Annotated in this window: 17 protein-coding genes; all 17 read left to right on the top strand. The window is 32.5% G+C overall.

From position 1 onward, the window contains the following. Positions 1–293 precede the first annotated feature (293 nt). The 17 genes from cpaB (at position 294) to B5X81_RS16345 (ending at position 15,401) form a co-directional block, all read left to right on the top strand. Positions 294–1,103: a Flp pilus assembly protein CpaB gene (cpaB, locus tag B5X81_RS16425; protein ID WP_079493238.1), complete on the top strand. Its 810-nt coding sequence runs from the start codon at positions 294–296 to the stop codon at positions 1,101–1,103. Then, positions 1,093–2,037, top strand: a complete 945-nt coding sequence (locus B5X81_RS16420) for an AAA family ATPase (protein ID WP_139380371.1) — start codon at positions 1,093–1,095, stop codon at positions 2,035–2,037. The genes cpaB and B5X81_RS16420 overlap by 11 nt, the downstream gene beginning before the upstream one ends. Next, complete coding sequence (locus B5X81_RS16415; protein WP_079493236.1) at positions 2,034–3,383, top strand: CpaF/VirB11 family protein; 1,350 nt, start codon at positions 2,034–2,036, stop codon at positions 3,381–3,383. Before B5X81_RS16420 ends, B5X81_RS16415 begins: the two co-directional genes overlap by 4 nt. After that, complete coding sequence (locus B5X81_RS16410; protein WP_079493235.1) at positions 3,380–4,309, top strand: type II secretion system F family protein; 930 nt, start codon at positions 3,380–3,382, stop codon at positions 4,307–4,309. The genes B5X81_RS16415 and B5X81_RS16410 overlap by 4 nt, the downstream gene beginning before the upstream one ends. Before the next feature lie 47 nt (positions 4,310–4,356). After that, positions 4,357–5,097 (top strand): hypothetical protein, encoded by a 741-nt coding sequence (locus B5X81_RS16405; RefSeq protein WP_079493233.1) that lies wholly within the window; start codon positions 4,357–4,359, stop codon positions 5,095–5,097. Between the two features lie 68 nt (positions 5,098–5,165). After that, a complete protein-coding gene (locus tag B5X81_RS16400; RefSeq protein ID WP_079493232.1) occupies positions 5,166–6,038 on the top strand; it encodes a secretion protein F in 873 nt (290 codons plus the stop codon). A gap of 23 nt (positions 6,039–6,061) precedes the next feature. Then, positions 6,062–6,466 (top strand): DUF4320 family protein, encoded by a 405-nt coding sequence (locus tag B5X81_RS16395; protein WP_079493230.1) that lies wholly within the window; start codon positions 6,062–6,064, stop codon positions 6,464–6,466. Further along, the gene (locus B5X81_RS16390) at positions 6,463–7,011 is read left to right on the top strand and encodes a hypothetical protein (RefSeq protein ID WP_244282131.1); all 549 of its coding nucleotides are present in this window, start codon (positions 6,463–6,465) and stop codon (positions 7,009–7,011) included. Before B5X81_RS16395 ends, B5X81_RS16390 begins: the two co-directional genes overlap by 4 nt. 98 nt (positions 7,012–7,109) lie before the next feature. Continuing rightward, entirely contained in the window at positions 7,110–7,739 is a 630-nt protein-coding gene (locus B5X81_RS16385; protein WP_079493229.1) for a hypothetical protein, read from the top strand. An 85-nt stretch (positions 7,740–7,824) separates the two neighbouring features. After that, positions 7,825–9,690 (top strand): hypothetical protein, encoded by a 1,866-nt coding sequence (locus tag B5X81_RS16380; protein ID WP_079493227.1) that lies wholly within the window; start codon positions 7,825–7,827, stop codon positions 9,688–9,690. 12 nt (positions 9,691–9,702) lie between these two features. Further along, a complete protein-coding gene (locus tag B5X81_RS16375) occupies positions 9,703–10,377 on the top strand; it encodes a hypothetical protein (RefSeq protein ID WP_079493226.1) in 675 nt (224 codons plus the stop codon). 790 nt (positions 10,378–11,167) lie between these two features. Continuing rightward, positions 11,168–11,593, top strand: a complete 426-nt coding sequence (locus B5X81_RS16370; protein WP_330397405.1) for a helix-turn-helix transcriptional regulator — start codon at positions 11,168–11,170, stop codon at positions 11,591–11,593. Between the two features lie 48 nt (positions 11,594–11,641). Beyond that, positions 11,642–12,568, top strand: a complete 927-nt coding sequence (locus B5X81_RS16365) for an aminoglycoside phosphotransferase family protein (protein ID WP_170917471.1) — start codon at positions 11,642–11,644, stop codon at positions 12,566–12,568. Continuing rightward, positions 12,558–13,283, top strand: coding sequence for a hypothetical protein (locus B5X81_RS16360; RefSeq protein WP_079493221.1), 726 nt, complete (start codon positions 12,558–12,560; stop codon positions 13,281–13,283). The genes B5X81_RS16365 and B5X81_RS16360 overlap by 11 nt, the downstream gene beginning before the upstream one ends. A 27-nt stretch (positions 13,284–13,310) precedes the next feature. Then, complete coding sequence (locus B5X81_RS16355) at positions 13,311–14,135, top strand: TrmH family RNA methyltransferase (RefSeq protein WP_079493220.1); 825 nt, start codon at positions 13,311–13,313, stop codon at positions 14,133–14,135. 104 nt (positions 14,136–14,239) lie between these two features. Continuing rightward, positions 14,240–14,410 carry a VOC family protein gene (locus B5X81_RS16350; protein WP_244282130.1) on the top strand — a complete coding sequence of 57 codons (171 nt, stop codon included), beginning with the start codon at positions 14,240–14,242 and terminating at the stop codon, positions 14,408–14,410. 115 nt (positions 14,411–14,525) lie between these two features. After that, positions 14,526–15,401: an AraC family transcriptional regulator gene (locus B5X81_RS16345; RefSeq protein WP_079493217.1), complete on the top strand. Its 876-nt coding sequence runs from the start codon at positions 14,526–14,528 to the stop codon at positions 15,399–15,401. Positions 15,402–15,405 lie beyond the last annotated feature (4 nt).

Raw genomic sequence — 15,405 nt, 5'->3', positions numbered from 1 at the left:
GCCATGTTATAGATTCTATTTGTTCCAATCATTTTTAAATTCAAGATAAAACATAACTGAAAATAATAAAAAGAACTAATATTAAAAGATTTACACTTTCCCTCCATAATTAGATTATTATAAGCAATTATAAATATTTGACCATAAATTTTATTCCCAACTTAATTCTGATACATATTAGCAAGCTTCATCTTTACACCAATGCAATTTAATCCAGTAGAATCTAAAATGAAAAATTAGCTTTCAATCAATGATTGAGAGCTTTTTTAATACATAAAAGGAGGAATTAGACTATGAATTTCTTAAAAAATAAAACAATATTAGGGCTTATATGTATACTACTATCCCTAATCATATGCTTCGGAGTAACACCCCTTTTCAATGAAGCAGTAGGAGCAAAGACAGAAATAATAAGAGTATCTAAGAACATAAAAGCAGGAGAAGTCATAACAAATAGTAAAGTACAAACTGTAACCATTGGAGGCTATAACCTACCAGATAACGTATTAAAGGATAAATCAAATATTGTAGGTAAATATGCAACAGCAGATTTAATGAAAGGCGATTATATATTAAGCTCTAAAGTATCTGATGATCCATTAACAGAAAATGAGTATCTATATAACTTTGACGGAAGTAAAAGAGCTATATCAGTAACCATAAAAAGCTTTGCAGCAGGACTATCTGGGAAAATAGAAAAGGGTGATATTGTCTCGATTATTGCTTCCGATTATGGAGAATTCAGAGAAACAATAATATTTCCTGAGCTTCAATATGTAGAGGTGCTAGCAGTTACAACTAAAAAAGGTACAGACAGAATCTATGAAGGCTCAAGCAGTGAAGAAGATCAGGAGCTGCCTTCAACCATAACCCTCATAGTTAATGAAAGGCAATCAAAGCTATTAGCTGAACTAGAACAGAATAGCAAAATCCACACAGCCCTAGTTTACAGAGGAAAAAGAGAAAATGCAGAAAGGTTTTTGAAAGAGCAGGAAGAACTAATTTTAAAATTAGAAGGGAATATATCAAATCCAGAGGTAACTACTTCTAATGACGATGGACTTACAGAGGCAAAGCAGGGGGTGACAGCCAATGACCAATAATCAAATAATTGCAGTATGGGGAAGTGCTAATAGCGGCAAAACCATAACAACAATGAAGCTAGCTAAAGAGCTGTCGAAGAGAAAGAAGAATGTCATTGTTGTGATGTGTGATTTAAGCTCTCCAGCATTAATGACGGTATTACCTAATCAAGGTATAGGAGATAAGACACTAGGAAATATATTATCAGCTCCCCAAATAACCCAGGAAACCATATTATCACAGTGCATAACACTAAAGAAAAATGAATACCTCACCTTTATAGGATATAAGCAGGGAGACAATATATTCTCCTATGCCGAGTACGATAGGGAAAGAGCAGTTGATTTTCTCATCCTATTAAGACACCTAGCAGACTATATAATAGTAGATTGTACTAGTAATATAGAAACTAACATACTTTCAGCCACAGCATTAGAAATGGCAGATGTAGTGTTAAGACATATTACATGTGACCTAAAAAGCATATCCTTCTATGAATCCCATCTACCATTAATTTCCCACAGAAGATTTAAAGCCAATGACCATATCAAAATATTATCCAATATTAAAGATTATGAAGCCAAATCACCAGTTATTCAGAGATTTCGTGGAGTAAAATATCACCTTCCCCATAGACAAGAAATAGAAGAACAATTTCTATCAGGCATCCTATTAGAGTCATTGGTATCTAAAAAAAGCAAGCAGTATAACGATACAATTTCCAAGATAGTAGAAGCTATTATATCTACAGATTCAGAAGCTACAAGCCTAAATAATGAAAAGAAATCTTCAGAGATATTACAATCGATAAAAGATAGCATTATTTCATTCATAGATAAATTCAAATCAACAATGGATAAAGAAAAAGTATCGATGGATAGAAAAGCTAATAAATTATCTTTCAAGGATAAGCTTTTTAAAATACTAAAGAAAGAAAATGGAGGGATTCAATGAGTAGAAAAGCTATGTTTTTCCAAAGCAAGGATACCTTAAGCAGCTTCACAGAAATATTAAGGTCAGTACAAGAATATATCTCCAATAAATATGCAGTACTAATTTCAGACAATCCAAATGAGCAGAAAAAACAGATCAAGGCATATATAGCCAAGTTCATTAGAGATTATGGATATAGTATAGAAGGAATGACAGAGCAAGAACTAGTTAACAAGCTTTACTGCGAAATGGCAGAATTCTCATTTCTAACAAAATACCTTTTTGCCAATGACATAGAAGAAATAAATATTAATTCCTACAAGGATATTAAAATAACCTATTCAGATGGGAGAATAATTCCCACAAAAGAAAAATTCAATTCTCCAGGTCATGCCATAGATGTCATAAGAAGACTGCTGCATCAATCAGGAATGATTCTGGATAATTCTCAACCCGTAGTGCGAGGTCATTTATCCAACAAAATAAGAATAACAGTCTTTGGAAATGGAGTAATAGATCCAGATAAGGGCATAGCGGTATCCATTCGTATAGTAAATCCCAGAGAATTAAAAAAGGAAGACTTCATAAAAAACAAAACAGCCACAGAGGAAATGCTAGATTTTCTAAGTATATGCTTAAGATATGGTGTAAGTAACTGTATCACTGGAGCAACAAGTAGTGGTAAAACAACACTAATGAGCTGGATACTATCAACAGTTCCCAAGGATAAAAGGATAATAACAATAGAAAATGGCACCCGTGAATTTGATTTGGTGAAGGAGGATGAAGAAGGTAATGTAATTAATAACGTCATCCATACAGTAACAAGATATTCAGAGGATGAAAAACAGAACATAGACCAAGAAAAGCTATTAGAGTTTGCACTAACAGCTAATCCAGATGTTATAAGCGTAGCAGAAATGAAATCAGCAGAGGCCTTTGCAGCTCAAGAAGCTGCAAGAACTGGACATGCCCTTACTACAACAACTCATGCAAACTCCTGCGAAGCAACTTATGGAAGAATGGTTACCCTGTGCAAAATGCGTTATGATATAAATGATAATACACTTTATCAGCTAGTAACAGAAGCCTTTCCCATTGTTGTATTTGCAAAAAAATTAGAGGACAATACAAGAAAAATAATGGAAATAACAGAGTGTGTGATTCATCCAAAGGGTAAAAGGGAAGTCCGTACCCTATACCGTTACAAAGTCAAAGAAAATAAAATAGTTGATGGTAAATTTGTAATAGCTGGTGAATTTGAAAAGGTCAATAATATATCAGAAAGCCTTCAAAAAAGACTATTGGAAAATGGTTTGCCCCAAGATGCCTTAAAAAGATTTTTGAAGGAAGGTGATAATGAGTGACAACGCTAATTATAATAGCTCTTTTAGGCTTTATATCGGGCAGCTTTATACTACTTGATTTATCACCATTAGAATTATTAGAAAGTATATCAAAACCATTTAGAAATAAAAAGGTGATCATAAAACAAAAGGTAAATAAAGTCCAGCATAAGAAGAAGCAAAGAGGATTTAAAAAATTAATTACTGAAACCAAAGATATACTTGAAATGACAGGGAAAAAGGATAAATTTACAGCTATATGCATTCTATCCTTTACCCTATTAATACTAGGAGCTTTATTGTCAATATCCATGGCAAATCTATTAATGATACCAGTATTAGCAGCAGGACTTGCATTAATGCCATTTTGGTATATAAAATTTACAGCAGTATTCTATAAAAAACAGCTAAACAGTGAGCTAGAAACAGCTCTTTCAGTAATAACAAACTCCTATCTAAGAAGTGAAAGCATCCTAACAGCAGTAGAAGAAAATATAGACTATATAAATCCACCGGTTAGAGATGTATTTAAAAGCTTTTTATCCCAAACAAAGCTAATAAACTCCAATGTGAATTTAGCCCTTGAGGGGTTGAAATCTAAGATAGATAATGAGGTATTTAGAGAATGGGTAGATGGACTTATTGCATGTAGAGAAGATAAAAACCTAAAGCATACATTATCACCAACTGTATCAAAGCTATCGGACATGAGAGTAGTAGGAGCAGAGCTGGAATATCTAATGTATGAGCCAATAAAGGAATTTGTAACCCTTCTATTGTTACTCATAGGAAATATACCACTAATGTATTTTCTTAATAGAGGCTGGTATAAGACATTAGTCTTTACACCAGCTGGTAAAGCAGTTTTAGCAATATGTATGCTAGTGATATTTATTTCTCTTGGGGCTGTGATCAGGCTGTCTAAACCTGTTGAGTATAGAAGATAGGTATGGTAATATAAACTATGGTAGTAATTAAATGGGAGGTTTACTCTTTGAAAAATAAAATACTTGCAATTGGCTCAATTATGCTAACAGCTATATCATTTTTTATGATGGTTGACACTAAATATTTTGGAGCATTAGGGGATTATATAATACAAGGAATGGGATTAAAGGCTTGGTCTGGTAATGGTAATTTAGGAACACATTTAACAATTTTTTATTTTTTAATCCCTTTAATAATTGGATTAATTGGTGTAAATAAATATTGCCATTTGGAATTAAAGCTTAGTAAAATGAAAATATTTATTATAATCTGTATAATACTTTTTGTATTTACAGCTGGGCTTAATGAATATGCTGAATGGATTAAACGAGAAGCAGACGGATTATTATCAATAGAGGTCATATGGAATGAAAGTGAGCATTATTTTAATGCTAATGATGAAGAAATAACTGAATTTGGAGCAGAAATCAAATTAAAAAACCACAGTAATGAAAGAAGAGAGTTTTATTTAGGAATTAAAGAGCCTAATATTAATCAAAAAATATTTCAAACTCATAACGAATATGGGGCTATAGCTTATGGTAATGATAATACTCCGTTATTAATTGCTTTAGAACCTAAATCAGTGAGTAGAATTAAAGTTAATTTTAAGAATGATACTAATGAAATAACATTCGAATCTGATACTGGTTCAAGTGGAAGAATAGATAATATTGTATTATACAATGACAATGAAGCTGTACTATTCTCTTATGGGCAATTTTTAGGATCATTATTAAAAAAATAAATACCTCAAACTAACGCACAAGATTAAAATTGTGTGTTTTTTTATTATAAAAAATGGTGGGTGAGAAAATGACAGCAATACTACTTGCTTTTACATGTTTATTTTCATTGGGAATGTTTCTTATATTAGGAGATAAACTGAAGCTACCCAAGAATAAAACATCAAAAGCCATATTAACAGTAAACAAAAGAGATAGAAAAAAATCTAAAAGCTTAGAACTATTCATTCTAGAGATAGCAGAAAAACTAACTAAGATAATAAAGATAAGCCCTTACAAAAAAAGAAAGCTGATATCAATACTGAAGTCAGCAGAAATAAACCTAACACCAGAAACCTTTATAGCAAAGGCATATGTAAAAGCAGGCTTTATACTACTAAGTATAATACCTGCTTTATTTATTTTTCCTATTTTAGTACCAGTAATACTATTTACAGCAATAGCAATCTATTTTAGAGAAATAAACAGTGCAGACCAAGCCTTAAAGGAAAAAAGACAGGATATAGAATATGAATTACCACGCTTTGCAGGAGTATTAACACAGGAGTTAAAGGCTAGTAGAGATGTACTATCAATACTCGAATCCTATAAGAAAAATGCAGGGGATAGCTTGAAAAGGGAAATTGAAATAACCATAGCAGATATGAAATCAGGAAGCTATGAATCAGCCCTAACAAGGCTTGAAGCTAGGATTGGAAGCTCAACCCTTTCTGAAATAGTAAGAGGACTTATAGGTGTATTAAGGGGAGACAATGGAGTAGTATATTTTCAGATGCTAGCCCATGATTTAAAGGCTTTAGAGCTTCAAAGACTTAAAACAATAGCAATGAAAAGACCTGGTAAGCTTAGAAAATATTCCTTTATGATGCTAGGCTGCTTTATACTTATGTACTTAGCAGTAATGGCAGTAGAGATAATGAATTCATTAGGAACAATGTTTTAAATAAAAAATGAAGGGGTGGTAAATTGATAAAGCTATTAAAATCTAAAAGCGGTGAAGGATATATAGATGTGGTTATAGTTATACTTGCAGCAATACTAGTTATAGCCTTAGCAGTACAAGTACTTCCTGTATTTACAGCTAAAAATCAGTTAAATACCTTCGCCGATGAAATAATGAGAGAAGCTGAAATATCAGGACGAATAGGAAGTGATGTAAAAAATAAAATAAAGGACATGAAAGATAATACAGGACTAGCTCCTACTATTTCTTGGTCTACAAGCTATGTCTCAGGAAATAAAATACAGCTTAATGGAGAAATAAACGTAACACTAAAGCAAACAGTAGATATAGGCTTTTTCAGCTTTGGCTCATTTCCCATAGAGCTGACCTCCAAGGCTAAAGGTAGATCGGAGGTATACTGGAAGTGACAAAGCTAAAAATGATATTGAAAAATAAAAAAGGAAATGGCGCAATTTATGCCTGTATCATAGTCTTAGTATTAATTCTATTATTTACAGTTATATCAGAATATTTGAGGCTTCAAATGATAGCAAAGGGGGTAAGGGATGCATTACAAACCTCAATCATATCGGTAGCTACACAAAATTATGATGACCTATATAGTGGAATTCGTGAAGGCTATAGCGGTGGATATGAATTATCTCCAAATGACAAATGGAAAAGCTGCATTGACATAGGAAGCGTCTATTATCACCTAGACAGTACTTTAGGACTAAAGAATAATGGAGTATACCATATGAAAATATCAGGTGATGATATTGAATTTAAACTATCAAATTTAGATTTAGAAATAATAAATAGTCCCTTAGCACCTAATAATCCAGATGGAGAAAGGAGGTTTTCAGCTACAGGCAAAATACTACTAGAAGTACCATTAGACTTTGGATGGGATATGCTGCCACCAATGAAAATTAACATAGGTGTAAAGGCAGGATATACACCAAAATTCTAATGAGATTTTATACAAAAACTTGACAATACAGAGAAAATATGTTTACTTTTTAACAAGAGCATAAAACACTCACTTGTCAAAATCAAGGAGGTAGGGAAATGAGAAATCAAAAACTTAAAACAAATATAATAATAGCTGTATTGATAGTGGCATGTATAGGTGTAGGAGCAATGATAGTAAATAATCTTAATGGCAGTAATAAAGCTACTGATGTTATAGATAAAACACAGGATGAGCAAAAGGATGTTAAAGTGGATATAGAAGAGCCGAAAGAGAAGAAAATAAATAAGGATAAGCCTATAGAAGTAAAAGCTGCGGAAGATCCAAAAGAGGCTCCAAGTATAAAGAAAGAAGTAAAGAATGTTGACAATGATGCTAAAGAGGATAAAGTGACTTCATCACAGGACAAAGAAGAAGCTGTACAAAAGCAAGCTGCTGAAAATACTAAAAAACAGCCTGAAAAAGAAGAATCTGTTCAAGCAGAGAATAAAGAAAATAAGCCAGTTCAATCTAATAATCAAGCAACTGAACCAGTGGAAGAAGAAACAAAAGGAGAGTCAAAGCCAGCAGCTACTAATGATAATGATGGTGGGAGCTTAGTACCAGATTCAGAAAATCCATTTAAACAACCTATAGATACAATGCCTAATAATGGAAAAAGAGGCGAAATGCAGGGATCAGACTATTATGAAGATGGAGTACCTGCTGGACAAGGTGATAAATTTTAAAAACAGCTAATAATTATAACTTAAGGTAGTTTCTTAATTGAAGCTATCTTTTTTTTATGCAAATATAGGGAGTGTGATTTAAAATATGTTTAAGAAACCTATAATCTTTGTATTAATTATTGTAATTGCATTAATCCAAATAACGGTATTTGCAGAGGATAATGCAGATACAGGTTCAGGAGATACTACTGGTTCTGTATCTGATAAGGGATATTATAGAGGAAGTGAATACATGTATAAGGTATCAGTGTTTGTTGGTTTAAGTGACAATGCTGATAAGTATAGTTCTTTAGATAGTAATTTTATGATGATCGGTAACAGTCCTATATATATTAAACCTTCTCATTTTACATTACCTAGTAATGTCATTGGGACGGTTAATAGCAAAGTAGATTATCTAAATGGTGCTACATTAACGCCAAGTGTTATTACTGAATATATAACAGACAATCCACCACCGATACCAATTACCAATGGTGGTAATATTAATTCAGTTAAATCCTACTTTGGAGATACAGCTACTCTAAACACTTTAATTAATAATTTTGCAGAGCAAAAAGGCATATCAAGAGAAGAATTAGTTTCAAATATAAAATTCACTATAGAAGGAGTAACAAAAAAATATCAACCTAATGAAATATTACCTATAAAGGTAGATGGTAAATATCAAAACAAAGTACCTTGGGTAATTATTTATGAACCCGTGACAATAGCCTACCTAAAGGATAGACAAACCAAACTAGCATTTACAGCCACAGAATATGCTCTAGCTCAAAAGCTAGGGTATTTTGATTTCAAGTATGGTAAAGATGGACAATATATTGCAGCAATGACTCATTCAGACCTTCCTAACTCAATAATATTAGAGGAAAGCTGGTTTGGTTATCCCGTTGTATCAGCCTTGCCAGATGGTGTTAAGTGGAATGAAGATAGGATAATAAATGGTGGCGGCTGGGGTATGAGAATGCTTAAAGCCAATGGTAACAACACAATAGAAAACGATATTACCTATGATACAGAGTATAGGGTTAATACAGATGTTATAACCTCAGTAAGGATATATGCTAGCAGTGGAAGAATAACACCCCATGATAAAGCCTATATAAAGTTTAATGCAAATGGACAGACAACAACAAAATCCGTAACAATACCAGGTGGTGGTAGTCAGCTGGTATTTATAAAATGGCGTACACCTTCCACTCCTAAAGATGTAGAAATCACAGTAGATGTAACAGGCAATAGCTCAGCAAAAATAGATGGAAAAACAAGAAGTAAGACTATTACAGCAAAGGTAGTAGACCTAGAGGAAAAGGTACCACCAAATCCTACAGCTAATGATATGAAGCCTAGTGGATATATAGTACCTCAGCTGCCAAACAAAGCACAGAAAAGCTCTGCTAACTGGGGAGAGTGGGATTGCTATTGGGAACCAAACTGGGTATTTGTATCCAATGGACAAGGAGGAGGAAAATGGGTTGATAAGGGTGACTGGGAATATGAGTATGAAAGCTATAGCATATCATTAACAGGAGAAATGACAGCTACACCTGATACAAAGGCGCCTACAGCAGTAGGTAAGAAAATGAAATCGGGATATGGAATCAATATTGAGGTATCAGCAAATATGAGCTTAGATACACCTAATAGCCATGTAACAGGGGTTCAAAACGTATTAACCTACTATCCAGAATTTAACTACGAAGAATACTTAAGATTAATGGAAAAGACCTCAGGAAATTATTCAGCTATATTTGAGCTAAAGAATAACAAATATTCTACCTATAACAGCAGAGTTCATTTTACACCATTATGGTTTCCTGATTCAGAATATAGAGTATATGGACAAATCATAGATTTATGGACACCAGATGGAATGCTATCAATAAATGTAGATGATTATGTGGACATTCAAGGAAATGTATATGAAGACTGGCACATTGGACCCAAATAGGGAGGTTGTAGAATGAAGCCTATTATATTAATTGTGATAATAATAGTATGTATAATTATAGGAATAGTAGCATTGATTATGAAAAGAAGTAATAAGAAAAAGAAAGCTCGGCAGCTTAGCAGATCCCAAATAACAGCTAATGAATTCATTAATGTTAAAGATATTAGAGACAAATATCTCTATACCTTAGATGGACAAATCATTATGTATATAAAGATAAACCCCATTAGCATAGAGCTTCTAAGTCAAAGAGAAAAGGAACAGCTATCAAAAAGTCTAACAGCAGAGCTGTCTAGTGAACGTGAGCCTTTCAAATTTATAGCAGTATCAAGACCAGTGGACATATCAAATGTAACTAATAATTTTATGAGCTTAATTGCTAGTACTAATGATAGGATTAGAAAAAATTTATTAAGAAATGAAATTCTTTCTATGAGTGAATATGCCTTGTCAGGGGAAGTGGTGGAAAGACAATTCTATTTAATGGTTTGGGATTCAGAAAATAATGAAGGTGATTTATATAAAAGATGTAATGTTTTAAAGGAAAAGTTTAATAGTGTAAATATAGATGTAAGTATTCTAAATGAGCAGGAGATTATAAGGCTTTGTAACCTTATCAATAATCCTGCTTATGTACATTTGGAGGATGTTGAATATGATAGGACAATAACGAGAATTCAAACATAATTTGTAATATTTTGGAGTTAGTATGATGAATTCATCGGATAAGTATGGTAAAATTATTATGTTAGTCAACGTACAGTAGACCTAAGGTTTACTTTTTTGTTTTCTAAAAAGATAGAAAAAACAAAGTACTTTTGAAAAATCTATATAAAATATAATATGTAATGAATTGAATTTAAAAAAGAGATGACGAGTTTGTTTTGAATATGGTAGATACTTATTATTTATATAACTGGAAGTTGATTAATTATAGTATGTAAATTAATTATTTCCAGTGATTTATATTATGCTTTTGAATCATATTATAAATTACTATATTTTTAAAAAATATTACCACATACTCCTCACGTGGAGGTCGTTGTAGGAATACAAAGGAAAGAATCTATGAAATAGCTGTATTTACAAGGGCTTTGAAGGATTTTAAGTTTGTGAAAAATGGGTGAGATTTTAAGAATAAAGTGCCTATTGGAGAGCTTGAAATTTGCAGTGCAGTGCGTACCTAATAAAAGTAGACATGTTATAAATAGAAGACAGGATTTGATTATGCCGATCAAATCCTGTTTTTTGCATTTCAAGAAAAGAAATAATGAAAATTAATCAAGAAAGAGGTTAATTTTACTTGGCAATCTACATATTTCATTTCACATCAAATTTTAAATAATAGGTACAACAAATAAAAGACAGAAACAGAACTAGAAACTTTATATGAAAATATTTTTTCAATTTTAAGAAAATAATCCTGCAAAATTGTGCAAGAAGTGTCGGAAGGATTCTTTTAATTTATGCTATCTTATTGATTAAAAGGAGGTCATATAACATGGATATATTAGAAAAGTTAAATGGTTCTTTAGACTATATTGAAGAAAATCTTATGTATAGTATTGATTTCAAAGAAGTTGAGAGGCTAGTTTCTTGCTCAGCAGGCTATTTTAAAAGAATGTTTTCCATTATTACAGGAATCACACTTACGGAATATATTCGTCGCAGACGGCTAACGCTTGCAGCATTTGAACTTAGTAATTGCGATATGAGGATCTATGATATTGCTTTTAAATGTGGATACCGTTCACCAGACTCTTTTACAAGAGCTTTTCAAGATTACCATGGGGTTACACCGACGGAAGCAAGAAATTATGGTCACAGGTTAAAATTCTATTCACGAATGACCTTTCACTTGTCAGAGTATGATGAGGATGTTTATTTAGATCAAAGGGATTAGCATATTTAAGAAGATAATGACGTATAACATATTTAGGAGTTGATGCTAATGAAATCATTTAAATTATATATGAATACTAATCAAGCTAAAGAAGTTTTAAATAGAATATTTGACGAGGCTGTCAGAAATGTTTCACATATTGAAATGGGAGAATTAAGTAAAGTGTTTAGTTTTATTGTGAAAGATCAGCCTTATATCGTGCATTTTAGGAATAATAATGAAAGTTTTATTAAAGCTAACTATATGTATAGAATATATGGAGGACAAATACCTATTCCAGCAGTGGTAAAGCTAGGAAAAATTGATGAAATTTTTTTCTGTATAAGTAAAAAGGCTAAAGGTAAACCTATAAGCTCTTGTTCAGGCTCGGAGCAAAAAATCATTTTGAATGATGTAGCTAAACATTTTACAAATATGAGTTATATTAAAGTAGATTCATCTCAAGGATACGGTTGGATATCTCCTTATGGTTTTGCTTCTTATAAATCATGGGAGGAAGCATTGGCATCATTTTTCACAGAAGAACAGGAGGGGTTTTATAAAGATTGGACAAGGCTTTATGAAACAAGTTTTTTAGAAAAATCTTTATTTGAGGAAGGGTATTTAGCTATGATGGAACTGGCCAAACATTCTCCAAGTACCCCCCACCTTGTTCATGGAGATTTTCATTTAGGAAATATGCTTTCTAATGAAAAAGAAGTTACTGGAATCGTTGATTGGGAACTTGCAATGTATGGGGATTTTATGTTTGACCTTGCAGGGCTACATTTTTGGGCACCTCACTTAGAATTTCCTCAAAAGGTACGTAATTTATGGTTAGAATCTGGAAAAGACATAATGAATTTTGAAGAAAGGCTACATTGTCATATGTTATTCAAAGCAGTAGATGGTCTACGTTTTTATGCGAAACAAGAAGCAAAGCCCAGCTATGATTATATTAGAGCAAAAGTGGTGACTTTACTGAATGAAGTATAAATTTGAAACAAATAAAAGAGATTATAGTGATTTTTCAAGTGGTCGTGTTCTATATTATGCAGCAAATACAACAGCTTTTCCTGTTCGATTAGCAAGTGAGGTTATTCAGCGCTCCTTTGATATTCTTGAAAAAAAAGGAGCTCATGGACCATTTAAAATATATGATCCATGTTGTGGGGGAGGTTTTTTGCTTACAACTATTGGTTTTTTATATCATGATCTGATTTCTGAACTTATAGCAACGGACTATGATGATAAGGTATTAGAAATAGCTAAAAAAAACCTCTCCTTGCTTTCAAAGAAAGGACTGGATAGAAGAAAAGAAGAAATTAAAGGATATATAAAAGCTTTCGGAAAAGAATCTCATATGCAGGCCCTAAAAAGTGTCGATTATTTAGAAACATTAATAAAAAAAGAAGCCATAAAGATTGTGTGCATGCAAAGAGATATTGCAGATTTGAGTGACTTTCCTATTAAAGGAGTTAACATTATTATTACAGATATTCCCTATGGAATTATTGTTGATTGGCGAGGCGGTAGGAAGGACCCAATACAAAATCTATTTGAGAATAGTTATAATGCACTTGATAAAAAACGATCTGTGTTGGTTATAATAGCTGATAAAAAGTCAAAACTAAAACATAAGTCATTTGAACGTACTCAATACTTTAAATTGGGTAAACGTCAGATTGCGTTTTTTGAACCACTTTATTGAAATGGTTTTATAGGGAGTTGATAATTAATGGTTAAAAAAAAAGTAATAAGGGTAATAAAAGAAGACAATAATTTTCAACATTTTGAAGTGATTAAAAGAAATCGTAATAAAAGGTACAAGCATAGAAAATTTTTTGTAGAAGGTGTACGGAATATAAAAGAGGCAATCAGGAATGGTTGGGATATAAGTTCTTTTCTATATTCAAGAGAAAAAAGATTATCAGATTGGGCACGAGAAATCCTAGATAACGTGAATACAGACACATTGTATGAGTTATCACAAAATCTAATGGACAAATTAAGTGGAAAAGAAGACACCTCAGAATTACTTGCAATTGTAAAAATGAAAGAAGACAGTTTTTCAAGAATAAAGTTAGATAAAAATCCATTAATTGTTGTTATTGATAGACCATCTAACAGAGGAAATTTAGGAACACTAATTCGTTCTTGTGATTCACTTAATTGTAATGGATTAATAATGACCGGTCACGCTGTCGATTTATTTGATCCAAAAACAATAATCTCATCTGTGGGTACAATTTTTAGTCTTCCAACTTTAAGGCTATCCTCATATAAAGAAGTATACAATTGGATTCAAGACTTAAAAGAACATTATCTAGATTTACAAGTTGTTGGAACCAGTGCTAGTGGAGACAAAGCAATTAATCAATGTGATTTTTCAAAACCTACAATATTACTTTTGGGAAATGAAACAGTTGGGCTTAATAGGAATTATAAAGATATATGTGACGTAATGACTGAGATTCCAATAGATGGAGTTGCATCCTCTCTAAATGTTTCTTGCGCTGCATCGATAATGCTTTATGAAATAAAAAGACAAAGATATTTATGATAAATGATATATAGCTGTATATATTGTGATATTTACAATAATTAGACCTCCTAGTGTTACGCTATCGGAGCACATTCGACGTAGACGACTTACACTTACAGCTTTTGAACTTAATAAATAGTAACAAAGAAGAAACAAATCAATACTTTGAGAAGCTATCTAAAAATGGGCATGTTCACATGCCTTTGGCAGAGTATCCTTTTAGTGAAAAGTTTGGCTGGTTCGATGATCAATTTGGTGTCTCATGGCAATTAAACCTTGAAAAGAATAATTGATAGTATAATTTCATTTAAAACTGAAAGACCACTTTAACCCTACATTACTGTGCGAGAGATGTAGGGCAGATAGATTTAACTTATGCTATTCTATTGATGAGAGGAGGTCATGCAGATGGATTCGCTTAAAAGAATGAATGAAGCACTAAGCTATATTGAAAAAAATCTTACGTATAATATTGACCTAAAAGAAGTTGCTAAGGTAGCTTTATGTTCCCAGTACCATTTCCAAAGGATGTTTTCTTTCCTTGCTGGTGTTACTTTGTCCGAATATATTCGCCGAAGACGATTGACCCTTGCAGCTTTTGAGATTATTAATAGCAACATAAGGGTAATTGATGTCGCCATTAAATATGGATATAGTTCTCCTGATTCTTTTACAAGAGCATTTCAAAGTATGCATGGTGTCACACCAACAATAGCCAGAACTAATGGAGAGTTACTAAAAGCATACCCACCAATGACTTTTCAATTATCAATAAAGGGAGGTAATGAAATGAACTATCGAATCGAAGAAAAAGAAGCATTTAGCATAGTCGGTATTAGGAAAAGGGTGCCTATTATTTTCAATGGAGTGAATCCAGAGATTACTAAAATGTGGAAAAGTTTGGGTGATGAAAGGATAAGTAAACTTAAGGAGCTTTCTAATGTGGAGCCCTTAGGATTGATTCAAGCATCTACAAACTTTTCGGAAGGGCGAATGGAGGAAAAAGGAGGACTGGATCATTATATAGGAGTGGCAACAACTAGCGATTGTCGAGATAACTTAATACAACTTAAAGTTTCTGCTTCAACATGGGCTATATTTGAATCAGTGGGATCGTTTCCTGATACACTTCAGAATGTCTGGGGACGCATTTACTCGGAATGGTTTCCGACGTCAAACTATGAACAAACAGAAGGACCAGAAATTTTGTGGAACGAAAATCATGATACAACTTCACCAACTTTTAGAAGTGAAATATGGATACCTGTTGTCAAAAAGAAATAGAAGT

Origin of the sequence: Maledivibacter halophilus (assembly GCF_900167445.1) — a bacterium.
Lineage (GTDB): Bacteria > Bacillota > Clostridia > Peptostreptococcales > Caminicellaceae > Maledivibacter > Maledivibacter halophilus.
This window is presented reverse-complemented; position numbering and strand designations above follow the sequence as displayed.

What these genes read in the sequence shown, in the direction of transcription:
- cpaB (WP_079493238.1), top strand. Translation starts at nt 294, where the DNA reads ATGAATTTCTTAAAAAATAAAACAATATTAGGGCTTATATGTATACTA.
- B5X81_RS16420 (WP_139380371.1), top strand. Translation starts at nt 1,093, where the DNA reads ATGACCAATAATCAAATAATTGCAGTATGGGGAAGTGCTAATAGCGGC.
- B5X81_RS16415 (WP_079493236.1), top strand. Translation starts at nt 2,034, where the DNA reads ATGAGTAGAAAAGCTATGTTTTTCCAAAGCAAGGATACCTTAAGCAGC.
- B5X81_RS16400 (WP_079493232.1), top strand. Translation starts at nt 5,166, where the DNA reads ATGACAGCAATACTACTTGCTTTTACATGTTTATTTTCATTGGGAATG.
- B5X81_RS16385 (WP_079493229.1), top strand. Translation starts at nt 7,110, where the DNA reads ATGAGAAATCAAAAACTTAAAACAAATATAATAATAGCTGTATTGATA.
- B5X81_RS16380 (WP_079493227.1), top strand. Translation starts at nt 7,825, where the DNA reads ATGTTTAAGAAACCTATAATCTTTGTATTAATTATTGTAATTGCATTA.
- B5X81_RS16375 (WP_079493226.1), top strand. Translation starts at nt 9,703, where the DNA reads ATGAAGCCTATTATATTAATTGTGATAATAATAGTATGTATAATTATA.
- B5X81_RS16365 (WP_170917471.1), top strand. Translation starts at nt 11,642, where the DNA reads ATGAAATCATTTAAATTATATATGAATACTAATCAAGCTAAAGAAGTT.
- B5X81_RS16360 (WP_079493221.1), top strand. Translation starts at nt 12,558, where the DNA reads ATGAAGTATAAATTTGAAACAAATAAAAGAGATTATAGTGATTTTTCA.
- B5X81_RS16355 (WP_079493220.1), top strand. Translation starts at nt 13,311, where the DNA reads ATGGTTAAAAAAAAAGTAATAAGGGTAATAAAAGAAGACAATAATTTT.
- B5X81_RS16345 (WP_079493217.1), top strand. Translation starts at nt 14,526, where the DNA reads ATGGATTCGCTTAAAAGAATGAATGAAGCACTAAGCTATATTGAAAAA.